This window comes from Rugamonas aquatica, from assembly GCF_009380215.1.
In the GTDB taxonomy this organism is placed as follows: Bacteria; Pseudomonadota; Gammaproteobacteria; order Burkholderiales; family Burkholderiaceae_D; genus Rugamonas; species Rugamonas aquatica_B.
Map to the genome: position 1 here is coordinate 18343 of NZ_WHUG01000003.1, position 23054 is coordinate 41396.

The window sequence follows — 23054 nt, forward strand, 5'->3', positions numbered from 1 at the left end:
AGCCCTTACCTGCGCGGAGGCGCCAGCAAGTCTTTCGCCTCCGGCAACAGGGTAGTCAAACGCAAGCTGTCCGGCGCTGCCAGCATGCCGGCCGCCTCCTTCAGCCCGCCCGGCATCGTCAGCGACGACGCCCCCGCGGCAGCCGGCTGCCCGTCCGCATTGAAGGCCGCCAGCGCCTCGACCATGCCGCCCACCTTGATACGCAACGACGATGGCGCGCCCTGCGCCACCAGATGCGGCAGCTTGGCCGCCGCCAGCGCCGCCAGCTGCGCCGTGTTCAGGCCGGCCGTCTGCGCCGTCGTGAACACCACCGCCTGCGCCGTCGTCAGCGCGCTGATCTGCGCGGTCGACAGCACCGCCAGCTGCGCGCTGCCCAAGGCCAGCAGGTCGCGCGTCTCGATCGCCGCCAGGTCATCCGAACCCAGCGCCGCCAGCAGCGGCTTGCTCAAGGCCCCCACCTGGCTGGACGTCAGCGCCACCATTTGATCGGTGGTCAGCACGTCGTAGCCGGCCAGGTGCGCCGTCGGCAGCGCGCTGATCTGGCGCAGCGTCAGCGCGGCGATCTGCGCCGTGCCGAGCGCCTGCAATTGTCCCGGCAGCAGCTGGGCGATGACGCCGGTGCCCAGGCCGCCGACCGCCGACGTGTTCAGCGCCGCCAGCGCCTCGTTGCCCAGGCCGCGCACCTGCGCCGCCGCCAGCGCGGCGGTCTGCGCCGCGCTCAGGGCGCCGACCTGCGTGGTCGACCAGGCCGCCAGTTGCGCCGTGTTCAGGCTGGCGATCACCTGCGACGACAGCGCCACCAGCTGGCCGGTGCCGACCGCCGCCACTTCGTCCGCGGTCAGCGCCTGGTACTGGCGCGCGCTGAGCGCGCCGAACTGCAGCGGGGTCAGGCCGAGGAATTGCTCGATGCTCAGGCCGGCCAGCGCGGCGGTGGTCAGCGCCGCCACCTGGCGCCCGGCCAGCGCGCCGATCTGGCGCGTGGTCAGCGCCGCCAGCGTGGCCGCCGACAGGCCGGCGATCACCGAGGTGTTCAACGCCGCCAGGTCGCTCAGTTGCAGGTTGGCCACCACGTCGGCCGACAGCGCGGCGAACTGCGCGCTGCTCAGCATGGAGACCTGGACGCCGGTCATCGCGTTGATCTGGTCGCTGTTCATCGCTTGCAGCTGGTCGGTGCGCAAGCCGTAGATGGCCATCGGCCGCAGCGCGGCGATTTCCGCCGTCTGCATGTGGCCCAGCACGTCGGCCGACAGGGCGGCGATGTGCTGGCTGCCCAGGCCGGAAGCCTGGGTGGTGGTCAGGCCGAGGATCTGGTCGTTGCCCAGCACCGCCAGCTGCTCGGTGCGCAGGCCGTAGATCGCCGCCGCGCTCAGCGCCGCGAAGTCCTGCGACTCCAGCGCCGCCACCGCCTGCAAGGACAGCGCCGCGATCTGCGCGCCGCTCAGCGTGGCCGCCTGCAGCGTGGTCAGGGCGACCGCCTGCTCCACCGTCATGCCGGCCAGCGCGGCCGCCTTCAGCTGGACGATCTGCGCCGTGCTCAAGGTGCCGATCTGGTGTTCCGCCCCGCCCAGCACGGCGAACTGCGCCGAGTTGAACGCGCCGAACACCGTGGCCGGCAGGGCCGCCAGCGCGGCCGGCGTCAGCGCCGCCAGGTTGTTGGTCGACAGGCCGCCGGCCGCGATCGGGTTGAGCTTGGCGATCTGCGCCGTGCTCAGCGCCTGGAACTGGTCCATGCTCAGCGCGTTCAGGCTGGCCGAGCTCAGCGCCGCGATCTGGCGCGGCGCCAGCGCGGCGATGCGCTCCGGATCCAGCACCGCCAGCAGGCGGGTCGACAGGCCGGCGATGGCGTTCAGGCTCAGCGCGGCCAGGTCGGTGGTCTCGATGACGGCAAAGGTGTCGTTGCTCAGCGCATTGATCTGGCTGCTGTTGAAGGTCGCCACCTGCGCCGTGCTCAGCGCGGCAAACTGTTCGCCGCTCAGCGCCGCGATCTGGCGCGTCTTCAGCGCCGCCACCGTGGCCGGCTTGAGCGCCGCCAGGTCGCCGCCGTCGAGCTGGGCGATCGTCTGGGTCGACAGCGCGCCCACCTGCAGCGCGCTCAGCGCGGCGGCCTGGGCGCTCGTCAGTTGCGACGCCTGCTGCGCCGTCAGGCCGGTCAGCGCGGCGCTGCTGAGCGCCGCCACCTGCGCCGTCGTAAACTTGCCGAAATCGCCGTCGCCGCCGGCGCCCAGCGCCGCCAGCTGGGCCGAGTTCAGGGCCGCCATCACCGCCACCCGCAGCGCCGTCAGGTTGGCGCCGTCCAGCGCCTTGATGTCATCGAGCGACAACACGCCGAACTGGCGCGCGCTCAGCGCGCTGAGCTGGGCGCTGCTCAGCGCGTGCAGCTGCTCGGCCTTGAGCGCGTGGATCTGCGCCGTGCTCAGGCCGGCGATGACGCCGGTGCGCAGCACTTGCAGGCGCTCCGCATCGAGCGCCTGGATCTGGGCGCTGCCCAGCGCCGTGATCTGGCGGCTCTGCAGCGCGTGCAGCTGGTCCAGGCTCAGCGCCAGCAGCTGCGCCACGCTCAGCACGCCCATCTGGCGCGAGCTCAGCGCCGCGATGTCGGCCGTTTCGATGGCGCCCAGTTCGGCCACGCTCAGTTGCTTGATCAGCGCCGTGCTCAGCGACGCCATCTGTCCGGTGGTGAAGGCCGCGATCTGCCCGGCGCTGAACATGTCTTCCCCGGGCCGGCGCGTCAGCGGCAGCGCCGCCACCTGGCCGGCCTTGAGCGCGGCGATCTGCGCGGCGCTCAGGCTGTGCACCTGGTCAGGCGACAGGCTGCCGATCACCGTCACCGCCAGCCGGCTGACCTGCTGCGTGCGCAGCGCCGCCAGCGCCTCGGGCGCCAGCCCGCGGATGCCGTTGGCGCTCAGCATGGCGGCCTGCGCCGGCGTCATCGCCGCCAGCTGTTCCGGCGACAGCGCCGCCATGAAACCGGTCGACTTCGATACCTGGTTGAGCGCGTATGCCTGCAGCGCCGCGAAGTCCTGCGTCTGCAGCGCGGCGACGCTGGCGGCCGGCAGCGCCGACAGCTGGGCGCCGGTCAGCGCCTGGGCCTGGGCGGTGGTCATCGCCGCGATGTATTCGACGCCGAGGCGGGCGATGTCGGTGGTCGTCAGTCGGGTGATCAGGCGGGTGCCGCCGGCGGCAAACTGCGCCGGGGTCAGGCTGCTGTCGAAGGTCATGATGTTTCCTTTTCGATGAAGTGGTCACGCATACGAGTTGAGGGTAAAGGAAATATTGAGGAAATGCTATCTGGCGGCAGCAAAAAAAGCCCGCACACAGCGGGCTTTGCTGGCGCGATGGCCGGGCCTATTTGGGCACCGCCAGCACGGCGTGGCCGCCGGTCGCCTGCAAGGCCTTCAGACGCAGGGTGTCGCCATCGGCCTGGCCGGCGGCCGCCGGCCGGCCCGGCTCATGGAACTGCTGCAGCACATCGGCCATGCGCGCGGCGTTGGCCGCCAGCGGGCTGGCCGGCGGCTGGCCGCCGAGGTCCGCACCGGGGCGCGGCGCCGGCTGCTGCTGCGTCGCGTCGAACGCGGACAGCGCCTGCGCCAGGCCGCTGACCTGCGCGCTCAAGCCCTGCTTGAACCAGACGTCGGCCGCCGCATGCTGGCTGCCGTCGGTGCTGGTGTAGCTCGATGTCAGGCCGATGAGGTTGCCGTGGTCGATGGTGCTGGCCTGCTGCACATCCAGGTTCAGGCTGGCGATATGCAATTCGGCCAGCGTCTTGAGCTCGCCGGCCTGGCTGACGCCGTCGGCATTCGCGTCGACCCACACGCGCAGATCGCCAAAGCCGGCGTCGAGCGCGCTGACCATGCCGTCGTGGTTGCTGTCGAGTTCCGCCAGCGCCTGGTAGCCATTGTCGGCGGTGCCGCCGCCGGCCAGCCTGGTGGACGAGCCGAACAGTTCGCTGCCGTCGTTGATGACGCCGTCGTGGTTGCGGTCCAGCGCCAGCAAGCCGTCGCCCGAACCGACCCAGCCGGTGGCGCGCTTCTGACCGCTGGCCGCCAGGTCGAACTGCACGCCGGCCTCCAGCCCCAGCGTGCGGATGCCGTTGTCGTCGAGGTCCAGCACCAGCGGCGTGTCGAACGGCATGGCGTGCAGCTGGGCCGAGCTGAACGCGGCCTTCTGCTCCTGGCTCATGCCGTTGTACTGGGCCGTCGACATCGCATGCGTCTGCGTGGTGGTCAGCGCCGACAGCTGGGCCGGCAGCATGGCCTGCATCTGCTCCGGCGTCAGCGCGACGATCTGGCGCGTGCTCAGGCCGGGGATGTCGCGGGTTTCGATGGCGGCCAGGTTGGCCGCCGTCAGGCCCTTGATCAGCGGCGTGCTCAGCGCCCCCACCTGGGCCGACGACAGCGCCACCATCTGCGCCGTCGTGAACTGGTCGATGCCGGAAACGCTCGGCCGCAAGGCCGCCACCTGCGCCAGCGTCAGCGCGGCGATCTGGCCGGTGCCCAGCGCATGCACCTGGTCATCCTGCAGCGCGCTGATGGTGGCGGTGGACAGCGCGGCGATATCGGCCGTTTCCAGCAGGCCGATCAGCGAGGCCTGGATCTGCACCATCGACGCCGAGTTCAGCGCCGCATACTGCGCCGTCGTCAGCGCGCGCAGCTGGGCCGAGTTCATCGCCGCCAGCAGATTGCCTTCGCGCGCGGCGGCGTTCAGCAGCAGCGGATTGATCGCGGCCAGGTCGGCCGTGCTCAGCGCCGCCACCTGGCTGGCGCCGAGGATGCTCAACTGGTTGCTGCTGAACGCGGCCATCTGGCCGGTGCTCAGCGCCGCCAGCTGGCCGCCCGTCAGGGCCAGCACTTGCTGGGTCTTGAGGCCGGCGATGGCCGAGGTTTTCAGCGCCGCCACGTCGGCCGTCTCCAGCGCCGCCACCACCGTCAGCTGCAGCGCGCCCAGCTGGGCGCTGCTCAGCGTTGCGGCCTGGGCCGTAGTCAGCGCCACCGCCTGCGCCGCGCTCAAGCCCTGCAGCGCGGCGGTGCGCAAGGCCGCGATCTGCGCCGTGCTCAGCAAGGAAATCAGTTGCGCGCCGCTGCCCAGCGGGTCGGCGCCGAGCGCCGTCATCTGGTCCGACGTCAGGCCGGCCAGCGCGGCCGTGCTCAGCGCGCTGAGGTTGGCGGTGCGGATGGCGCCGATATCGGCCGCCGACAGGCGCACCAATTGCTGCGAGGTCAGCGCGTGGATCTGCAGCGAGCTGAAGCCGTTAATCTGTTGCGTGACCAGCGCGTCGATCTGGGCGCTGCGCAGCGACGCCACCTGGGCCGAGGTCAGGCCGGCCAGCTGCATCGACGTCAGGGCGCCGATATCGTCGCCCGACAAACCGCCCAGCGCAGTGGTGCTCAGCGCGCCGAGGTCGGCGCTTTCCAGGCCGGCCAGCGCCGCGGCGCTGAGCGCCGCCACCTGGGCGCTGTTCAGTACAGCGGCCTGGGCCGTGGTCAGCGCGGCCAGCTGGGCGCTGCTCAATACCGCGGCCTGGGCCGTCTTGAGGCCGGCGACGGCGGCCGTGCGCAACGCCGCCACATCCGCCGCCGACAAGCTCGTCAGCAGCGCCGGCGACAAGGACGCCAGTTGCGCGCTGCTCAGCGCGCCCGCCTGCTGGGTGGCCAGCATCATCACCTGGGCCGTGGACAAGCCCTGCAGCGTGCTGGTGCCCAGCGCCGCGATCTGCGCCGTGGTCAGCGCGGCAAAGCGCGACGGGAAGCCGAAGATGTCCATGCCCAGCGACGGCAGCTGGTCCGAGCTCAGGCTGGCGATCGCCGCCGTGTTGAAGGCGCTGACGCGGGCCGGGTCGAAGGCGCCGAAGTCGGTCGCCGACAGGCCGGCCATCTGGCGCGAACCGAAGGCGCCGATCTGCGCCACCGTCAGGCCGCCCAGCTGGTCGCTGCCGAGGGCGGCGATCTGCAGGCTCGACAGGGCCGCCACCTGGCGCGTGCTCAGGCTGTTGAGCTGAACCTGGGTCAGGTGGGACAGCAGCGTTTCGTCGAGACCGGCAATCGCCTGCGGACTCAGCGCGGCCAGGTTGGCGGTGGTCAGGCCGGCCACGGTCTGGCTGCTGAGGACGGCGATTTGCCGGCTGCTCAGCGCGGCGAACTGGGCCGTCGTCAGCGCTGCGAACTGGGCGCTGGTCAGCGCGGCGATCTGGTCGGTGCCGAGGCCGGCGATGGCGGCGGGCTTCAGCGCGGCCAGGTCGGCCGTCTCGATGGCGGCGATATTCTGCGTCGACAGCGCGGCCACCTGCTGGCTGGCCAGCGCGGCCGCCTGCATGGTGCTCAGCGCGGCCACCTGGCGCGTGCTCAGGCCGGCCAGCGCGGCGCTGCGCAGCGCGGTGATCTGCGCCGTCGTCAACACATCGATATGGCTGGCGCCGGCGGCGTCGTTGCCCAGCGCGGCCAACTGGTCGGAGCTGAGCGCGGCGATGACGGCGGTGCGCAGCGCGACCAGGTCTTCCCCTTCCAGCGCGGCGATCTGCGCGCTGCTGAACGCCGCCACCTGGCGGCTGCTCAATGCGGCGGCCTGGGCGGTGGTCAAGGCGATCACTTGCGGACGGGTCAGGCCCTGCAGGGCGTCGGTGCTCAGCGCGGCGATCTGCGCGGTGCGCAATGAGGCGAACTGGGCGCTGGCCAGGCCGCCGCCGATGGCGGCCAGCTGGGCCGCCGTCAGCGCGGCGACGAAGGCCGTGCTCAAGCCCGGCAAGCCGCGGCTGTCGAGCGCGGCCAGGTCGGTGGTCGACAGGCCGGCGATGTGTCTGGAACCGAGCGCGGACAGCTGCGTCGAACTGAGGGCGACCAGCTGCTGGGTGCTCAGCGCGACCAGCTGGTCGCTGCTCAGGGCCGCCACCTGCTGCGATTTCAGCGCCGCCAGTTGCGACGGCGTCAGCTGCGAGATCACGCGCGTGCTCAGGCCGGCGATCGCGGCCGTGGTCAGCGCCGACAGGTTGGCGGTCGACAGCCCCGCCAGCGTATCGCTGGACAGCGCGCCCAGCTGCTGGCTGTTGAGGGCGGCCAATTGCTGGGTGGTCAGCGCGGTCAGCTGCGCGGCGGTCAGCGCCCGCATCTGGTCGGTCGACAGGCCGGTCAGCGCGGCCGTGCGCAGCGCCGTCACATCGGCGCCTTCGAGCGCGGCGATATCGGCGGTGCCGAGCGCGGCGATCTGCGCGCTGCTCAGCGCGGCCGCCTGGGCCGTGCTGAGGGCGACGATCTGACGCGTGCTCAGGCCAGCGAAGGCGGCGGCGCGCAGGGCGGCGATCTGCTGCGTGGACAGCAGGTCGATATGGCTGGCGCCGCTGGCGTCGTTGGCCAGCTGCGCCAGCTGGGCGGCGCTCAGCGCGGCCAGCGCGGCGGTTTTCAGGCCGGCCACGGCGGCCGCGTCGAGCGCGTCGATGCCGGACGGCGACAGCGCGAGGATCTGGCGCGAGCCGAAGGCGCCCAGTTGCGCCGACCCCAGCGCGGCCAATTGCTGCGCGCTCAGGCCGGTCAACTGGTCGGTGCTCAGCGTGGCGATCTGGCGCGTGCTCAGCGCCGCCACCTGCGCGGTGCTCAGGCCGGCCAGCACGCCGGCCGGCATGGCGGCGATCACCGCCGTGCTCAGCGCGCCGATGTCGTTGGTCTGCAGGCCGGCGATGGCCGACGATTGCAGCGCCAGGATCTGGCTGCTGTTCAGCGCGGCGACCTGGGCGCTGGTGAGCGCCGTCACCTGGTCGCTATTGAGCGCGGCCACTTGCTGGTTGCTCAAGCCGGTCAAGGCATTGGTCTTGAGCGCGGCCAGGTCGGCCGTTTCCAGCGCGGCGATATCGTTGGTGGACAGCGCGGCCAGCTGGCTGCTGCTCAGCACGGACGCCTGCGCGGTGGTCAGCGCCACCGTCTGGCTGCTGGTCAGGCCGGCCAGGCTGGCCGGACGCAGCGCGGCGATCTGCGCCGTGCCCAGGCTGCCGAAGGCGCTGCCGGCCGGATCGTTGGCCAGCGCGGCCAGCTGGTCGGCGCGCAGCGCGGCCAGCGCCGACGTGCTCAGCGAGCGCAGCGTGGCCGAGTTCAGCACGGCCAGGTCGGCGCTCGACAGGCCGGCGATGTTGCGCGAGCTCAGGCCCAGCACCTGCTGCGCGGCCAGGCCGGCGACCTGCACCGTGCGCAGCGCCGCCAGCTGGTCGCTCGACAGTACGGCGAACTGTTGCGAAGTCAGGCTGGACAATTGCAGCACGCTGAGGTTGCCGACCGCGGCCGGGCTCAGCGCGGCGATATAGGCGGTGCCGAAGGCGGCCATATTGGCGCTGGAGAAGCCGGCGATGGTGTCGGACGACAGCGCGCCCAGCTGCGCGGCATTCATCGCCAGGAACTGGCTCATCGTCAGCGCGGCCAGCTGGCTGCTCGACAGCGCGGCCACCTGGGCCGAGCTGAGGCCGGGGATGGCGGCGGTGCGGATCGCGGCCAGGTCCAGCGGTTCCATGGCGGCGATGGCCTGCGTGCTCAGCGCGCGCAACTGGCTGCTGCTCAGGGCGGCGACCTGGCCGGCGGTCAGCGCCACCGTTTCGGCGGTGCTCAGGCCGGTCAGCGCGGCGCTGCGCAGCGCGGCGATCTGCGCGGTGGTCAGCAGTTGCACCATGCCGACGCCGCCGTCGGCGGCGCCCAGCACGGCCAGCTGGTCGGAATTGAGCGCGGCAATCGCGGCCGTGCGCAGCGACGACAGCGTGGCCGACGCCAGGCCGGCGATGTCATCGGTCGTCAGGCTGCCCACTTGCAGCGAACTCAGCGCGCCGATCTGGGCGGAAGTCAGGCTGTGGATTTGCGTGCTGCTGAGCGCGTTCAACTGGGCGGTGCTCAGCGCGGCGATCTGGCGCGTGCCCAGGCCCGACAGCTGGGCCGTGGTCAGGCCGGCGAAGCTGGCGGTATCGAGCACGGCGATCGCGCCGGCGCCCAGCGCGCCGAAGTCGGCCGATTCCAGGCCGGCCAGGCCGGCGCTGGTGAGGGCGTCGAACTGGCGGCTGCTCAGCGCGGCGATCTGGGAGGTCGTCATGGCGCGCACTTGCGCGCTGCTCAGCACGGCGACCTGCTGGGTGCTCAGCGCGGCGATGGCGGCGGTTTTCAGCGCCGGCACGTCGTCCGTCGCCAGCCATGAGATCTGGTCGGTGGACAGGCTGCCCAGCTGGGCGGCGCTCAGCGCCGATGCCTGCGCCGTGGTCAGTGCCTGCAACTGTCCGCTGCTCAGGCCGGCCAGCGCGGCAGTGCGCAAGGCGGCGATCTGGCCGGTGGTCAGCGCCGCGATGTCGCTGCCGGAATGTCCGGAGATCGCGGCCAGCTGCGCCGACGACAGCGTGGCGATCACAGCCGTGCTCAGCGCCCGGCTGTGCAGCGGGTAGGCGAACAGCGCGCCCACGTCGTCGGTCGACAGCGCGGCGAACTGGGCCGTGGAGAGCACGCCCAGTTGATTGGTCGTCAGTCCGACCACCTGGTCGCTCGACAGCACGGCGATCTGGGCCGTGGTCAGGCTGGCGAACTGGCGGGTGCTCAAACTGCTCAGCTGTGCCGTGGTCAGCAAGGCCACCACGGCCGGGTTCAGCCCGGCGATGGTGCCGGCGCTCAGGGCCAGCAGATCGGCCGCCGGCAGGGCGGCAATCGCATCGCTGGTCAGCACGCTGATCTGGCGGCTGCTCAATGCGGCGAACTGTGCGGTGGTCAGCGCGCCCAGCTGGGCGGTGTCGAGCGCCGCCATCTGCTGCGTCGTCAGGCCGGCGATGGCGGCGGTCTTGATCGCCTTCAGATCGGCCGTGCTCAGCGCCGCGATCAGCGCCGTCGACAGGCTCGCCAGCTGCGCGCTGCTCAGCGCGGCGGCCTGCGCGGTCGACAGATGCGCCAGCTGCGCCGCGTTCATGCCCGCCAGCGTGGCGGTGCGCAGCGCGGCGATCTGCGCCGTGCCCAGGTCGGAAAACACCTGGTCGACATTCTGGACGGCGCCGGTGCCCAGCGCGGCGAACTGGTCCGACGACAGTGCCGCCATGAAAGCGGTGCTCAGGCCGGCCAGCGCGGAATAGTTGAGGTCGGCGATATCCTGGGCCGACAGGCCGGCCACCTGGCGCGAGCCGAAGCCGGCGATGCGGGCCGCGCTCAGCGAGTGGATCTGGTCGGACGTCAGCGCCGCCACCTGGTTGCTGCTCAACACGCCCAACTGGCCCGAGCCGAAGCCGGCCAGTTGCGCGGTGCTCAGCGCAGACAACAGGCCGGTGCCCAGCGCCGGCAGCGCGTTCAGGCTCAGCGCGGCCAGGTCGCGGCTCTCCAGCCCGGCGATGCCGGCCGCCGACAGCGCGCCCAGCTGGGCGCTGTTCAGGGCGGCGAAATCGGCGGTGGTGAAGGCGGTCAGCTGGGCCTGGCCCAGCGCGGCCACCTGGCGCGTCGACAGCGCGGCGATGGCGGCGGTTTTCAGGGCGGCGATATCGGCCGTCTCCAATGCCGCGATGGCGTCGGTGGAAAAGGCGTTCAATTGCGCGCCGCTCAATGCGGCGGCCTGGGCCGTGCTCAGCGCCACGGCCTGGTCGGAACTCAGCGCGGCCAGCTGCGCCGTGGCCAGCGCGGCCACGCCACGCGTGCCCAGCGCCGCGATGCCGCGCGTGCCGATCGCCAGGATTTCATCGGCCGAGAAGGTCGCCAGCTGGCGCGTGCTGAGCGCGCCCAATTGCGCCGTGCTCATCAGGGCCACCTGGTCGGACGACAGGCTGGCGATGTTGCTGATGCTCAGGACGGCCAGGTCGGCCGTTTCAAACGCGGCGATGGCCTGCGTGCTCAGACTGCTGAAAGCCTTGGTGCCCAATGCGGCGACCTGGGCGGTGGTCAGCGCGGCGATCTGGGCGCTGTTGAGCGCGCCCATGAAGCCGGACGGCAGCGCGCCGACAGCGTTCAGCACGGTCGCCTTGATCGCGGCCAGGTCTTGCGTGGTCAATACCGCGACATTGCTGGCGGCCAGGTAGGCCAGCTGCTGGCTGGTCATGACGGAAACGTGATCGGTACGCAGGGCGGGAACTTGGAGCGAACTCAACGCCGCGATATCCTCGCTGGTCCAGCTCAAGACATCCTGCGTGGTCAGGATGGTGGCGATCTGGTCAGTGGAAAGAATGGGGACGAAGGTGCTCATTGCGAGTTCCTAATTTGATAACATCTTTCACTATAGCAGAAATCGCGCTAATTTCTACAAAGCAACGAAACTATTTTCCCTGCTTTTTATCAAAAATTACATGAAAAAAGCCGCAAAATCAAAGACTTTGCGGCATCTTTAACCAACAGGCAACGGCTTTGTTGTAGTCCGATCAAGCCTTCGCTTCGCCGCCCAGGGCCTCGACCACATCGGTCATCAGCTTGGCCAGTTCGCCGGTCATCAGCATGAAGTCGCCGTCGAAACGCTCGTCGTCGTTCTTGGTGCTCGATTCCTTTTCAGCGATGACATCCAGCGGCTTGATGCCCTTGATCGCCAGCGACTCGGTCAGCACGAAGGAAATCTTGCTGTCCCAGGTCATCGCCAGGCGCGTGCACTGCTTGCCGGCCGCGATGTGGCGGCGCACTTCGTCCGCTTCCAGCGTGTGGCGCACGTAGCGCACGGCCGCCTTGCTCTCGCCGGTGGCGCGCAGTTCGGTGTCCATGTCGACCGTGAAGCCGGCCGGCGCATCGTCGGCCTGCAGCCATTCGGTCATCACGCCCACCGGCGAGCGCTGCACGCGCAGGCTTTCCAGCGGCAGCTTGTCGACCGCCTTGAGCAGCAGCTTGATGACTTCGTCGGCCTTGGCCGGGCTGGCGGCATCGACCACCAGCCAGCCGTTGACCGGATCGATCCAGGTCCAGACATTGCTGCGGATCGAGAAGGCGCGCGGCAGCAGTTCGTCGGCGACGCGCTCCTTCAGCTCCTTCATCGCCTTCTTGCCGGGGGCGAAGCCTTGCGCCTCTTCCATCTCGGCGGCGCGGGCCTTGGCGACCTGGTTGATGACGGTGTTCGGCAGCAGTTTTTTCTCGGTGCCCAGCAGGATCAGCATTTGCTTGTTGACCACGTGCACCAGGCCGCCGTTCGGGCGCGGCGTGTCCCAACCCTGGCGCAGCAGCTCATTGCTGCTTGCCGGGACGAAGGCGTGAGGGGCCAGCGCTGCTTCCAGTTGTTCGGGGGTGAAGGCCCAAGGGGCCGGCAGACGGTAAATCTGTAGATTCTTGAACCACATGTATTGAGCCTTGTTTCAGTAATGCCAGGGGAGCGCCATTTTACACGGTGATGGCGGCGCCGGACCGAATCTGTTGCTGACCTAGGCGAACAATTCGCCTTGCCGCGGCAAGCTGACCTGCTGGCCGGAGCCGGGCGGCTCCAGCGTGCTGGCGCGCACGCCCAGCAGGCGCAGCCGGCGTTGCAGCGGCACCCGCTTCAGGCACTCGCGCGCGGCGTGCAGGATGCCGGTGGCGTCGGCCACCGGCTGCGGCAGCGTGACGTTGCGGCTGACGATCTGGAAATCGTCGTAGCGCAGCTTGATGCTGATGGTGCGGCTGACGTAGCCCTTGCGTTTGAGATCGTCCGCCAGCCGCGCGCACAGCTGGGTCAGGATGCCGGACAGCGTGTCGCGGTCCTGACGCGCATGCAGGTCGCGCTCGAAGGTGGTTTCGCGGCTGATCGACTTGCTCTCCGAGCTGGTGGAGATTTCGCGCCGGTCGATGCCGCGCGCGGCCTCGGCCAGCCAGGCCGAGTAGTGCGCGCCGAAATGGTCCTGCAACAGGCCGGCGTCGGCCGCCGCCAGCTGGCCTATGGTCTCTATGCCCAGCGCCGCCAGTTTCTCGGTGGCCTTGGGGCCGATGCCGTTGATCTTGCGTACGCCCAGCGGCCAGATGCGCGCCGGGATATCGTCATAACCGAGGATGGTCAGGCCATTGGGTTTTTCCAGGTCCGAGCTGATCTTCGACAGCAGCTTGTTGGGCGTGATGCCGATCGAGCACGACAAGCCGGTGGCGTCGCGCACGGCCTGCTTGATGCGCTGCGCCAGCTCGCGCGTCTCGCCTTCCACATGGGTCAGGTCGATATAGATTTCATCGATGCCGCGGTCTTCGAAATCCGGCGCGATGGCGGCCACGGCATTCTTAAACAGCCGCGAATAATGGCGGTAGGAGTCGAAATTGACCGGCAGCAGGATGGCGTCCGGCGCCAGCTTGGCCGCCTTCATCATGCCCATGGCCGAACCCACGCCCAGCGCGCGCGCCTCGTAGGTGGCGGTGGTGATGACGCCCCGGCCGACATAATCGCGCAGCCGGGCGAAGCTGTGGCTGCCGTCCGCCTGCACCACCGGCTGGGCGTCGCGGCCGCCGCCGATGACCACCGGCAGGCCGCGCAATTCCGGGTAGCGCAGCAGCTCGACCGACGCGTAGAACGCGTCCATGTCGAGGTGGGCGATGCGGCGCAGGTCTTCAGCCATGGTGCGGGAACGATTACTGTGAATACATACAGTATCTACGGAAATCCCGCAGTCTGCAAGCATGCACTTTTCCGCGTGACCAAGTGTTACACTGAGACAACTACACCGACACCGCATCGCCGCCATGACCGAAAGACTGAGCACCGTTTTGCTGGCCATCCTGCTGCTGGCCGCGCCTGCGGCCCGGGCGGCGGCCGCGCCGTGCGCGCCGGCGCGGGCCGGGCTCAGCGACCTGGGCTACTCGGCCTACCGCGAGGGCGGCGTCATCCACGGCAGCACGGTCGATGTGCTGGAAGAGATGCACCAGCGCAGCGGCTGCGCCTTCCAGCTGGCGTGGTATCCGCACGGCCGGCTGTACGCGCAGTTCTTCAACGGCAGCCTGGACATCACCGGCGCCTCGCTGCGCACGCCCGAGCGCGACCGCCATGGCCTGTGGCTGCCCTACACCTACACCCACTTCGAACTGCTGCTGCTCAACAAAGACGCCGGCAAGTTCCGCAGCCTGGCCGATTTCGTCGACCACAGCAGCGCGCGCCTGAACGTCACGCGCGGCATCTCGTATTCCGCCGCGACAATGGTGCAGATGGAGCGCCTGCAAAAGCTGGGGCGGCTGGAATACGTCAACGACTACGGCGTGGTGTTCCGCAAGATCCTGGCCGGGCGCGCCGAGGGCACGCTGGCGCCGCCCGCCATCCACGTGCTGCACCAGCGCCAGTTCCACATGCTGGGCAAGATGACCGGCACGCCGTTCGCGGAATCGCCGCGCGCGATGGTGGGCATGTATGTGTCCAAGCAGGTGCCGGCGGCGGCGCGGCGCCGCTACATCGACGCGCTGCGCGCCATCGTCGGCGACGGCACGGTGCAGAAAATCTACGAGCGCTACCTGGGCGAGGAAATCACCCGCCGCATCTTCAGCGGCGGCGTGCGCGACATCCTCGACGCGATGCCGGACAGCTAGCAATGGCGGGCGCGGAACCACGCCGCGCTGGCCTCGTCGGCCGGGAAAAACGATTCGACCCGCAACTCGTGCACGGTCACGTCATGCGGCGTGCCCAGCGTGGCGATGGTGGTGAACAGATTCAGTTCCACGCCATCCTTGCGTATCGTCACCGGCAGGAAAGGCAAGGCGCGGCGGTCCAGATTGGGCGCCAGATGGCCGACGCCCTGCATGCCGGCGACGCCGGGCAGCGCCAGCAGTTCGCCCAGCAGCACGGTGGCGGCGCTGCCGGGACCGTCGCTCATCGCTTCGCGCTGTATCCAGTGCAGCAGGTCGGCGCCGACTGCCTCCCAGTTGTGCAGGTACTGGCGCGCGCCGTGCGGATCCAGCATCAGCTTGAGCACGTTGACGGAGCCGTCGGTGGGCAGGGCCGCATCGTCGGGCAGGCCCAGCAGCCAGCGCATCATGCCGGCCGCCGGCGCGTTGGCCATCGCCAGGTTCCACAGGCGGTCCACCACCAGCGCGGGATACGGCGCCTGCTGCGCCAGCATGAAGTCCAGCGCCTGCCGCACCGCGCCCAGCTCGGGATCGGACAGCTTGCGCTCCTGGTAGGCCGGCGCGAAGCCGGCCGACAGCAGCATGACGTTGCGCTGCCGCAGAGGGATTTCCAGCACCATGCCCAGCTTCAGTATCAAGTCCTTGCTCGGCTGCGAGCGGCCGCTTTCCAGGAAGCTGATGTGGCGCTGCGAAATCTCGCTCTCGGTCGACAAACGCAGCTGGCTGTAGCCGCGCTTGCCGCGCCAGTACTTCAGCGCGGCGGCGAAGTCGCTGAAGTAATCGGCCGCGCCGCTCATGGGCATTCCGCCAGGCCGAGGCCATTGTTGCTTGTGCTGGGTGCAGGCATGATGATCTCCTTGAACGGCAATGATAGCCCGACTGCAATCAGGGCGCGTTCAGGAAGCCGGTGACGCGGGTCAGGCGGCCGTCGGCGCCGAGTTCGGCGACATCGGTGCCGTGCGCCACCGGCGCGCTGCCGGGCACGGCCAGCGTCCACGAGAAACGCACCACGTCGTTGTGGCCGTCCGGCGTGCCGTCCAGTTCGAAACGGTAGCCGGGGAACTGGCCTTGCGCGCCGGCGATCATGGCGTCGATGCCGTCGTGGCCGGCGCCGCGCATCATCGGATCGAGGTAGCTGGCGTCCAGCGCGAAGGCACGGGCCACCAGCGCGCGGCGGGCGGCGGCGTCGCGTTCGTTCCAGACGGCCAGGTATTGGGTAGCGATGTGGGATGGGGTGGTCATGGCGATCTCCTTGAGTGGGTTATGTCGTAGCGACAGAAACCATTCTCCGGAAATCGCTGCGCGGCGGCGATTACGTCCCAGGTAATCGCCGCGTGACCACCAGCACCGCGCCGGCCACCAGGCTGGCGGCCAGCAGGTAGATGCCGTTGGCGGTGCTGCCGCTGGCGTCCTTGATCGCGCCCACCAGATACGGGCTGGCGAAGCCGGCCAGGTTGCCGACCGAGTTAATCAGCGCGATGCCGGCCGCCGCCGCCGTGCCGCCCAGCAGCGCGGTCGGCAGGCTCCAGAAGATCGGGAAGGTGGTGAGGATGCCGGCCGTGGCCACGCTCAGCGCGGCCATCGCCAGCACCGTGCTGTCGCTGTAGATGGTGGCGGCCACCAGGCCCAGCGCGCCGGCCACGGCGGCCGCCGCCGCATGCCAGCGCCGCTCGCCGCTGCGGTCGGAATGGCGCGCGGCCAGCACCATCACCACCGCCGCCACCGAGTACGGAATCGCCGTCAGCAGGCCGATGTCGAGCACGTCCTTCACGCCGCTGTTCCTGATCAGCTGCGGCAGCCAGAAGCTCACGCCATACAAGCCCATCACGAACAGGAAGTACACCAGCGCCAGCAGCCACACCGTGCCGCTGAGGAACACCTGCGCCAGCGGCAGGCGCTGCTGGTGCTGGCCGTCTTCGGCGATGGCGCGTTCCAGTTGCAGCTTGTCGTCCTCGCTGAGCCACTTGGCGGCGCGGATGCCGTCATCCAGGTAGAACAGCGTCCAGACGCCGATCAGCACCGACGGCAAGCCTTCCAGCAGGAACAGCCACTGCCATCCGCTCAGGCCATAGCGTCCGCCAAAGGCTTGCATGATCCAGCCCGACAGCGGCCCGCCCACCACGCCGGCCACCGCCACCCCGCTCATGAATAGCGCCACCATGCGCGCGCGGCGCCGCGCCGGATACCAGTAGGTCAGATACAGGATGATGCCGGGGAAGAAGCCGGCCTCCGCCGCGCCGAGCAGGAAGCGCAGCAGGTAGAAGCTCGCCACGCTGTCAACGAACATCAGCGCCGACGAGATCAAACCCCAGCTGATCATGATGCGGGCGATCCAGATGCGGGCGCCGGTGCGCGTCATCAGCAGGTTGGACGGCACCTCGAACAAAAAATAGCCGATGAAGAAGATGCCGGCGCCGAGGCCGTACACGGTATCGCTGAAGCGCAACTCGGCCAGCATCTGCAATTTGGCGAAGCCGACGTTGACGCGGTCCAGGTAGGCGGCCACGTAACACAGGAACAGAAACGGCATCAACCGCCAGCTGACGCGGCGGTACAAGGGGGCGAGCATGGCGTCGGAAATAGTTGTTTTCATTTGCTTAATTTGCAATACAATTTGCGGCTGACGATCAGCCCGGATTACCCATGATACGCATCCTGCCCGCTTTGCTTGTCCTGCCCGCCGTTCTGGCGCTGGCCAACCCCGCCGTGCCGCCGGTCGCGGCACAAAAGCCGTGGAGCGATCGCTACCACGGGCAAGCGCTGGCGGACGAATACCACTGGCTGCAAAACCGCAACGATCCGGCCGTGCTCAGCTATCTGAAAGCGGAGAACGCCTACACCGAGGCCGCCACCGCCGCCATCGCGCCGCTGGCGAAAAGCCTGGCGGCCGAGATCACCGGCCGCACCACGGCCAGCGACCTGACGGTGCCGTGGCGCCAGGGCGACTTCTACTACTACGCGCGCATCGACGCCGGCCAGCAATACCCGCTCAACTGCCGCCGCCGCGCGGCCGTCGACGGCAGCTACGACGACAGCGCGCCGGAACACATCCTGCTGGACCAGAACCGCCTGGCGCAAGGCAAGAAATTCTTCGCGCTGGAAGGCATGATGCCCAGCCCCGACGGCCAGCTGCTGGCCTACCGTGCCGACACCAACGGCAATCACCAGTTCCAGCTGCACGTCAAGGACTTGCGCAGCGGCCGCGAGCTGCCCCTCAGCGTAGCGCGCGTGACATCGATGGAATGGGCCGCCGACAACCGCACCATCCTGCTGACGCAAGCCCATCCATCCACGCTGCGCCCCGACCGCCTGCTGCGCGTGTCGACGGCGGGCGGCAAGCCGGTGGAAGTGTACCGCGAGCGCGACGGCAATTTCCTGCTCGGCATAGGCCGCACGCACGACGGCCGCTTTCTGCAGCTGATGGCCCTCAGCTCCGACACCAGCGACACCTGGCTGCTGCCGCGCGACCAGCCCACCGGCGCGCTGCGCCTGCTGATGCCGCGCACGACCGGCCACCGCTACGACGCCGATACGCACGGCGATCAGCTCTACCTGCGCACCAACAGGGACGCGCCCAACTTCCGCGTGGTCCGCGCCCCGCTGGCCGCGCCGCAGGATTGGAGCGAGGTGATGCGCCCCGAGGCCGGTACGCTGATTGAATCGCTGGACGTGTTCCGCGATTTCCTCGTGCTCAGCGAACGCGCCAGCGCGCTCAGCCGCCCGCGCATCCTCGACTTCGCCACCGGACAGTGGCGCAGCGTGCAGTTCGACGACGAGGTCTACCTGCTCCAGCAGACCGGCAACGCCGGCTACGACGACCGCAGCTACCGGCTGCAATACCAGTCGCCGGTGGCGCCGCCGATGGTGCTGGAAATCGACATGGCCAGCGGCGCGCGCAAGGTGCTCAAGCGCCAGCCGCTGGCCGGCGTCGACCTGCAGCGCTTTGTCACGCGCCGCATCTGGATCACCGCGCGCGACGGCGTCAAGGTGCCGGTGTGGCTGGCCTACCGCAAGGACGTCAAGCTCGACGGCAGCGCGCCGCTGCTGCTGTACGGCTACGGCGGCTGGGGCTTCCCCAGCGAAGCCGACTTCAGCCTGCGCCGCCTGAGCCTGATGGAGCGCGGCGTCATCTACGCCGAAGCGCAGATCCGCGGCGGCAACGACCTGGGCGAACAATGGCACGACGACGGCAAGCTGATGAAGCGGAAGAATGTGTTCAACGATTTCATCGACAGCGCCGAGCACCTGGTGCGCGAAGGTTACACGCGGCCGGAGCGGCTCATCGCCGAGGGCGGCAGTTTCGGCGGCATGGTGATGGGCGTGGTGGCCAACGAGCGGCCCGAGCTGTTCCACGCGGTGCTGGCGTCCGTGCCGCAGGCCGACCTGGTGCACGAGATCACCGATCCGACGCTGCCGATGGTGACCTACGAATATCTGGAGTCGGGCGATCCGAAGCAGAAAGCCGCCTTCGAATACATGAAGAGCTACTCGCCGTATGACAACATCAAGCGCCAGGCCTACCCGGCGATGCTGGTGACGGCCGGCTTCAAGGACACCCAGGCGCAGTACTGGCCGGCCGCCAAGTACGTGGCGCGGCTGCGCGCGCACAAGACCGACAGCCGGCCGCTGCTGCTCAAGACCGACTTCACTTCGGGCCATTACGGCGCTTCCGGGCGGTATGACGCCATCGGCGGCACGGCGTTTGAGCTGGCCTGGATGCTGTCGCAATGGGGCATCAACGAATAATTTTCTAAATTATTTTCAAAAACCCTTGCGGAACGGATAAACCACCTTGTAGAATACGGCCTCGTTCAGCAGTTGTGACAAAGTAGTGAAGCAAAGCTGATATGTTTTCTGGGTGCTTAGCTCAGTTGGTAGAGCGGCGCCCTTACAAGGCGTAGGTCGGGAGTTCGACCCTCTCAGCACCCACCAAGAAAACAGAGAAAACGAAATTTGGAGCGGTAGTTCAGTTGGTTAGAATACCGGCCTGTCACGCCGGGGGTCGCGGGTTCGAGTCCCGTCCGCTCCGCCAAATTCCTTTAAGGGCCCGATTCGTCGGGCCCTTAATCATTTCTGCGCCGCTTAGTGCCACTAGTGCCAGTATTAATGCCAGGTTAAGCTTAGGCCCACGCCGCGAGTGTTATTCTCCCGGCATGATTCTCTCCGCAAATTCTTTATCCCCCTATCTGCGTTTCCGCGTTCGCATGGCGCACCAGGCGATGGTGCAGTTCGTGGCTAGTTTCGCTTCTTCGCTGGGATACATCATGCTCGGCTTCGGCCAGGTGCTGGTCGGCCTGATCGCCTGCCTGGCCTTGCCGGGATTGTTCGCGGCGACGCGGCCGTGGCCGCAGGCGCTGGGCCTGTTCGCCGGCCAGGCGCTGCTGGCCAGCGCGCCGGTCTGGCTGCTGCGCAAACGGCTGCTGCCGGAACAGGTGCTGCTGTGGTGCCGCCCATTGCCGATACCCGCGCGCGGACAGTGGATCGCCAGCATCGCCGTGGCCGGCATCATCATCGTCCCGCTCAGCATGGCCTACGCCCTGTCCACCGCGATCTGGCTGTATCAATGGCCGGACTGGCTGCGGCCGGTCGCGCCGCAAGCCGTGCTGCTGACCGCCGGCTCGCTGCTGCTGGGCTGGATCGTCTCGACGCTGGTGCTGGCCCGACGCTGCCGCATGCCGGCCGCCGCCAGACTCCATGCCCACCGTCCGCCTCCCGCTCCGTACGTGCCGCGCGTGCCCAGCCTGCAGCGCATGGCCGCCGCCAGCCTGCCGCGCCGCGCCTGGACCGCGCTGCATCACTGGCGCCAGCTGTTCTGGCTGCCGTTCTGGCGGGCCGAGAACGTGGTCGGCATCCAGCAGACCGTGCTGCTGCTGGGCGCGCTGCTGAGCATCGCCGTGTGGCTGTGGCGCCCACCCTCAGTACCGCCGACGCTGTGGGCCGCCAACGCCGCGCTGCTGTTGATGCTGCTGACCGACCGCGGCGACAAGGCCGTGACCGAACAGATCGCCCTGCTGCGCCCCGTCGCTGCGGCGTGGCCGGTGCCCATCGAAAACCTGTTCCGCTTTGCCCGCATCTCCGCGCTGCTGCCCGGCCTGGCCGTGATGGCGTGGTTCGCCTTGCTGACGCTGGGCCACCTGGGCCGCGCCAGCAGCGCCGGCTACAGCACCACCGTCGCCACCGTCTGGCTGTGCTTTGCCGGCGTCGCCCAGGTCGCCGTGATCTCGCTGCGCCGCCTGAGCGTGAACGGCCGCGTGGGGCTGGTCATCAGCTCCATCATCATCCTGATTGCCATTGGAAGTGAACTATGGAATTGAACCCCGTGCTGCGCATCGACCAGCTGACCTTTGAATTCGCCAGCCATCCGCTGTTCCGCCGCTTCGACCTGCACCTGGGCGCCGGCATCACCTGGCTGCGCGGCGAAAACGGCGCCGGCAAGACCACGCTGCTGAAGCTGGCCGGCGGCGCGCTGACGCCGCATGGCGGCAGCATCACACTGGACGGCGTCGATCTGCAAGCCCAGCCGCTGGCCTACCGCCTGCGATGCTGCTACTGCGGCGGCGACACGCCGCAACTGCCGTGGCTGACCGTGCGCGAAATCCTCGACCTGCATCTGTCGCTGTATCCCCACACCGACCCGGCGCTGCTCAACGCCGAGCTGGAAGCCTTCCACCTGCTGCACACGCTGGACCAGCCCGTCACCACGCTGTCGCTGGGCCAGCACAAGAAGATGCAGCTGTCGCTGGCACTGGCGCTGCCGGTGCGGCTGCTGCTGATCGACGAACCCTTCAACGGCCTCGACGCCGAAGCCATGGCCTATCTGCGCCGGCGGCTGTCGGCGCCGGAGCGGCTGGCGCGCCAGTGCATCCTGCTCACCAGTCACCTCGACCCGGCCTTGCCGCTGGCCGGTACCGTGCAACTTTAAGTTATCATTGGAACGATAAGCCGAGCCGGCCCGGCCGGCCTGCCCAGTCCTGCACGGAGTTCCCTTGATCTTTGGTTTCCTCAAATCGCCCGCATTGTCGCCGCGCCTGCTGCGCCTGAAGGAATCGGCGCTGTTCGCCACGCTGACCCCGCTAGAACTGAAGATCGTCGACGGCCTGATGCACGAACGCCGCTACCTGGCCGATGAAATCATCTTCGACGAAGGCGAGGAAGGCCAGGCGCTGTACCTGGTGATGTCGGGCCGCGTCATCATCAGCCGCAAGCTGGGCGCCACGCGCGAGGTGGTGGCCGAGCTGTCGGCCGGCTCCTTCTTCGGCGACCTGGCGCTGCTGGACAACACACCCCGCAACGCGCAGACGCGCGCGCTGGACAACTGCGAACTGGCGGTATTCTTCCGCGCCGACTTCATGGGCCTGATGGAGACCGACGCCGTGATCGGCTACAAGATCTCGCTGGCCCTGGCGCGCCACATCGGCAGCCGCCTGCGCGACTGGATGACCGGCAAGCCGCAAGTCGAGGCCTTATGAACCTGCTGCCTACCCAGCAGCGCGCCGGGCCGGTGGTGTGGAGCGGCATCATCGCCGCCACCTGCGTGCTGTTGTTCCTGTTGCAGCAGATGCTGTTCCTGGCCATCCCCTTCCTGCTGGGGATCGTGCTGTACTACATCCTGCAGCCGCCGATGCAGCGCCTGATACGCATGGGCGTGAGCCACAACGCCGCCACGCTGATCGTCGGCGGCGTGTTCCTGATGCTGCTGGTGGCGGCTTGCCTGGTCTTCATCTACTGGGACGCCGGCCCGTCCGATTCATGGCAGGACATGCTGGGCAAATACCTCAGCGGCGGCCTGGAGTTCGTGCGCCACACGATGCTGTCGCTGGAGCAGCAGTTCCCCATCCTCAAGCAGATCAAGCTGGCGCGCACGGTCAACAGCCGCGTCAGCGCCTTCACCGGCACCTTCGTGCAGAAGCACCTGACCGACATCCTGGTGTCGGTGGCGGCGTGGCTGCCGTCGCTGCTGCTGGCGCCCTTCCTGACCTTCTTCTTCCTGCGCGACGGCCTGCGCTTCAAGAAGTTTTTGGCGCGCGCCGTGCCGAACGCTTTCTTCGAACGCACGCTATACCTGCTGCACGAAGTCGACCAGACCGCGCACCGCTACTTCCAGGGCCTGATCAAGCTGACCGTGCTCGACACGGCGGTGCTGGCCTTCGGGCTGTGGGCGATCGGCGTGTCGTCGCCGCTGGTGCTGGGGCTGATCGCGGCGATGCTGGCGTGGGTGCCGTACGTAGGCTCCATCGTCGGTTGCGTGCTGGTGGTGATGGTGGCCTCGACCGACGCGCCGGCCGATCCATCCGTGGCCTACATGGCGATCGGCGTGTTCATCACGGTGCGGCTGCTGGACGACTTCGTCTTCATGCCGCTGACCTTGGGGCGCAGTCTGCACATCCATCCGCTGATTACGGTGCTGATGATTTTCATCGGCGGCTCGGTGGCCGGCGTGGCGGGGCTGATGCTGGTGCTGCCGCTGCTGGGCGTGGTGATGGTGATCGGCGAAACGCTGGGCCGCCTGATCACCGACCCGCGCCTGCGCGCGCGCCACCGCAACGCCATGGAGCTGCGCAGCAGGCAGGCCAGCACCGATCTGGTAGCCTGAATCAG

Annotated in this window: 13 protein-coding genes and 2 tRNA genes; 8 read left to right on the plus strand and 7 right to left on the minus strand. The window is 68.8% G+C overall.

Features of this window, described 5'->3' with window-relative positions; genetic code table 11:
- Nucleotides 1–5 precede the first annotated feature (5 nt).
- The 4 genes from GEV02_RS08110 to dinB all read right to left on the minus strand — a co-directional run bounded on the left by GEV02_RS08110 (nucleotide 6) and on the right by dinB (nucleotide 13462).
- Nucleotides 6–3218, minus strand: coding sequence for a hypothetical protein (locus GEV02_RS08110; RefSeq protein WP_152837573.1), 3213 nt, complete (start codon nucleotides 3216–3218; stop codon nucleotides 6–8).
- Between the two features lie 127 nt (nucleotides 3219–3345).
- Nucleotides 3346–11160: a hypothetical protein gene (locus tag GEV02_RS08115; RefSeq protein WP_152837574.1), complete on the minus strand. Its 7815-nt coding sequence runs from the start codon at nucleotides 11158–11160 to the stop codon at nucleotides 3346–3348.
- A gap of 172 nt (nucleotides 11161–11332) precedes the next feature.
- Complete coding sequence (locus tag GEV02_RS08120) at nucleotides 11333–12229, minus strand: recombination-associated protein RdgC (RefSeq protein WP_070267724.1); 897 nt, start codon at nucleotides 12227–12229, stop codon at nucleotides 11333–11335.
- Nucleotides 12230–12310: 81 nt separating this feature from the next.
- On the minus strand, nucleotides 12311–13462 hold the full coding sequence (gene dinB / locus GEV02_RS08125) for a DNA polymerase IV (RefSeq protein ID WP_152837575.1): 1152 nt from the start codon (nucleotides 13460–13462) through the stop codon (nucleotides 12311–12313).
- Between the two features lie 124 nt (nucleotides 13463–13586).
- Between dinB and GEV02_RS08130 the strand changes: the two genes are divergently transcribed.
- Complete coding sequence (locus GEV02_RS08130; protein ID WP_152837576.1) at nucleotides 13587–14420, plus strand: substrate-binding periplasmic protein; 834 nt, start codon at nucleotides 13587–13589, stop codon at nucleotides 14418–14420.
- On the opposite strand, the gene GEV02_RS08135 is transcribed toward GEV02_RS08130, so the two are convergent.
- The 3 genes from GEV02_RS08135 to GEV02_RS08145 form a co-directional block, all read right to left on the minus strand.
- The gene (locus GEV02_RS08135) at nucleotides 14417–15253 is read right to left on the minus strand and encodes a helix-turn-helix domain-containing protein (protein ID WP_152837577.1); all 837 of its coding nucleotides are present in this window, start codon (nucleotides 15251–15253) and stop codon (nucleotides 14417–14419) included. The genes GEV02_RS08130 and GEV02_RS08135 overlap by 4 nt on opposite strands.
- 88 nt (nucleotides 15254–15341) lie before the next feature.
- Nucleotides 15342–15698, minus strand: coding sequence for a nuclear transport factor 2 family protein (locus GEV02_RS08140; protein WP_070267730.1), 357 nt, complete (start codon nucleotides 15696–15698; stop codon nucleotides 15342–15344).
- Between the two features lie 70 nt (nucleotides 15699–15768).
- Nucleotides 15769–17049 (minus strand): MFS transporter, encoded by a 1281-nt coding sequence (locus tag GEV02_RS08145; protein ID WP_235922712.1) that lies wholly within the window; start codon nucleotides 17047–17049, stop codon nucleotides 15769–15771.
- 50 nt (nucleotides 17050–17099) lie between these two features.
- Between GEV02_RS08145 and GEV02_RS08150 the strand changes: the two genes are divergently transcribed.
- From GEV02_RS08150 to GEV02_RS08180, 7 genes are all read left to right on the plus strand, one after another.
- Complete coding sequence (locus GEV02_RS08150) at nucleotides 17100–19202, plus strand: S9 family peptidase (RefSeq protein WP_152837578.1); 2103 nt, start codon at nucleotides 17100–17102, stop codon at nucleotides 19200–19202.
- Nucleotides 19203–19312: 110 nt separating this feature from the next.
- Nucleotides 19313–19388 (plus strand) — tRNA-Val (locus GEV02_RS08155).
- Between the two features lie 23 nt (nucleotides 19389–19411).
- Nucleotides 19412–19488 (plus strand) — tRNA-Asp (locus GEV02_RS08160).
- 121 nt (nucleotides 19489–19609) lie between these two features.
- A complete protein-coding gene (locus tag GEV02_RS08165) occupies nucleotides 19610–20770 on the plus strand; it encodes a hypothetical protein (RefSeq protein WP_152837579.1) in 1161 nt (386 codons plus the stop codon).
- Nucleotides 20761–21378 (plus strand): ABC transporter ATP-binding protein, encoded by a 618-nt coding sequence (locus tag GEV02_RS08170; protein ID WP_152837580.1) that lies wholly within the window; start codon nucleotides 20761–20763, stop codon nucleotides 21376–21378. The genes GEV02_RS08165 and GEV02_RS08170 overlap by 10 nt, the downstream gene beginning before the upstream one ends.
- A gap of 64 nt (nucleotides 21379–21442) precedes the next feature.
- Complete coding sequence (locus GEV02_RS08175; protein WP_008442934.1) at nucleotides 21443–21925, plus strand: cyclic nucleotide-binding domain-containing protein; 483 nt, start codon at nucleotides 21443–21445, stop codon at nucleotides 21923–21925.
- A complete protein-coding gene (locus tag GEV02_RS08180) occupies nucleotides 21922–23049 on the plus strand; it encodes an AI-2E family transporter (RefSeq protein WP_152837581.1) in 1128 nt (375 codons plus the stop codon). Before GEV02_RS08175 ends, GEV02_RS08180 begins: the two co-directional genes overlap by 4 nt.
- Nucleotides 23050–23054: the final 5 nt, after the last annotated feature.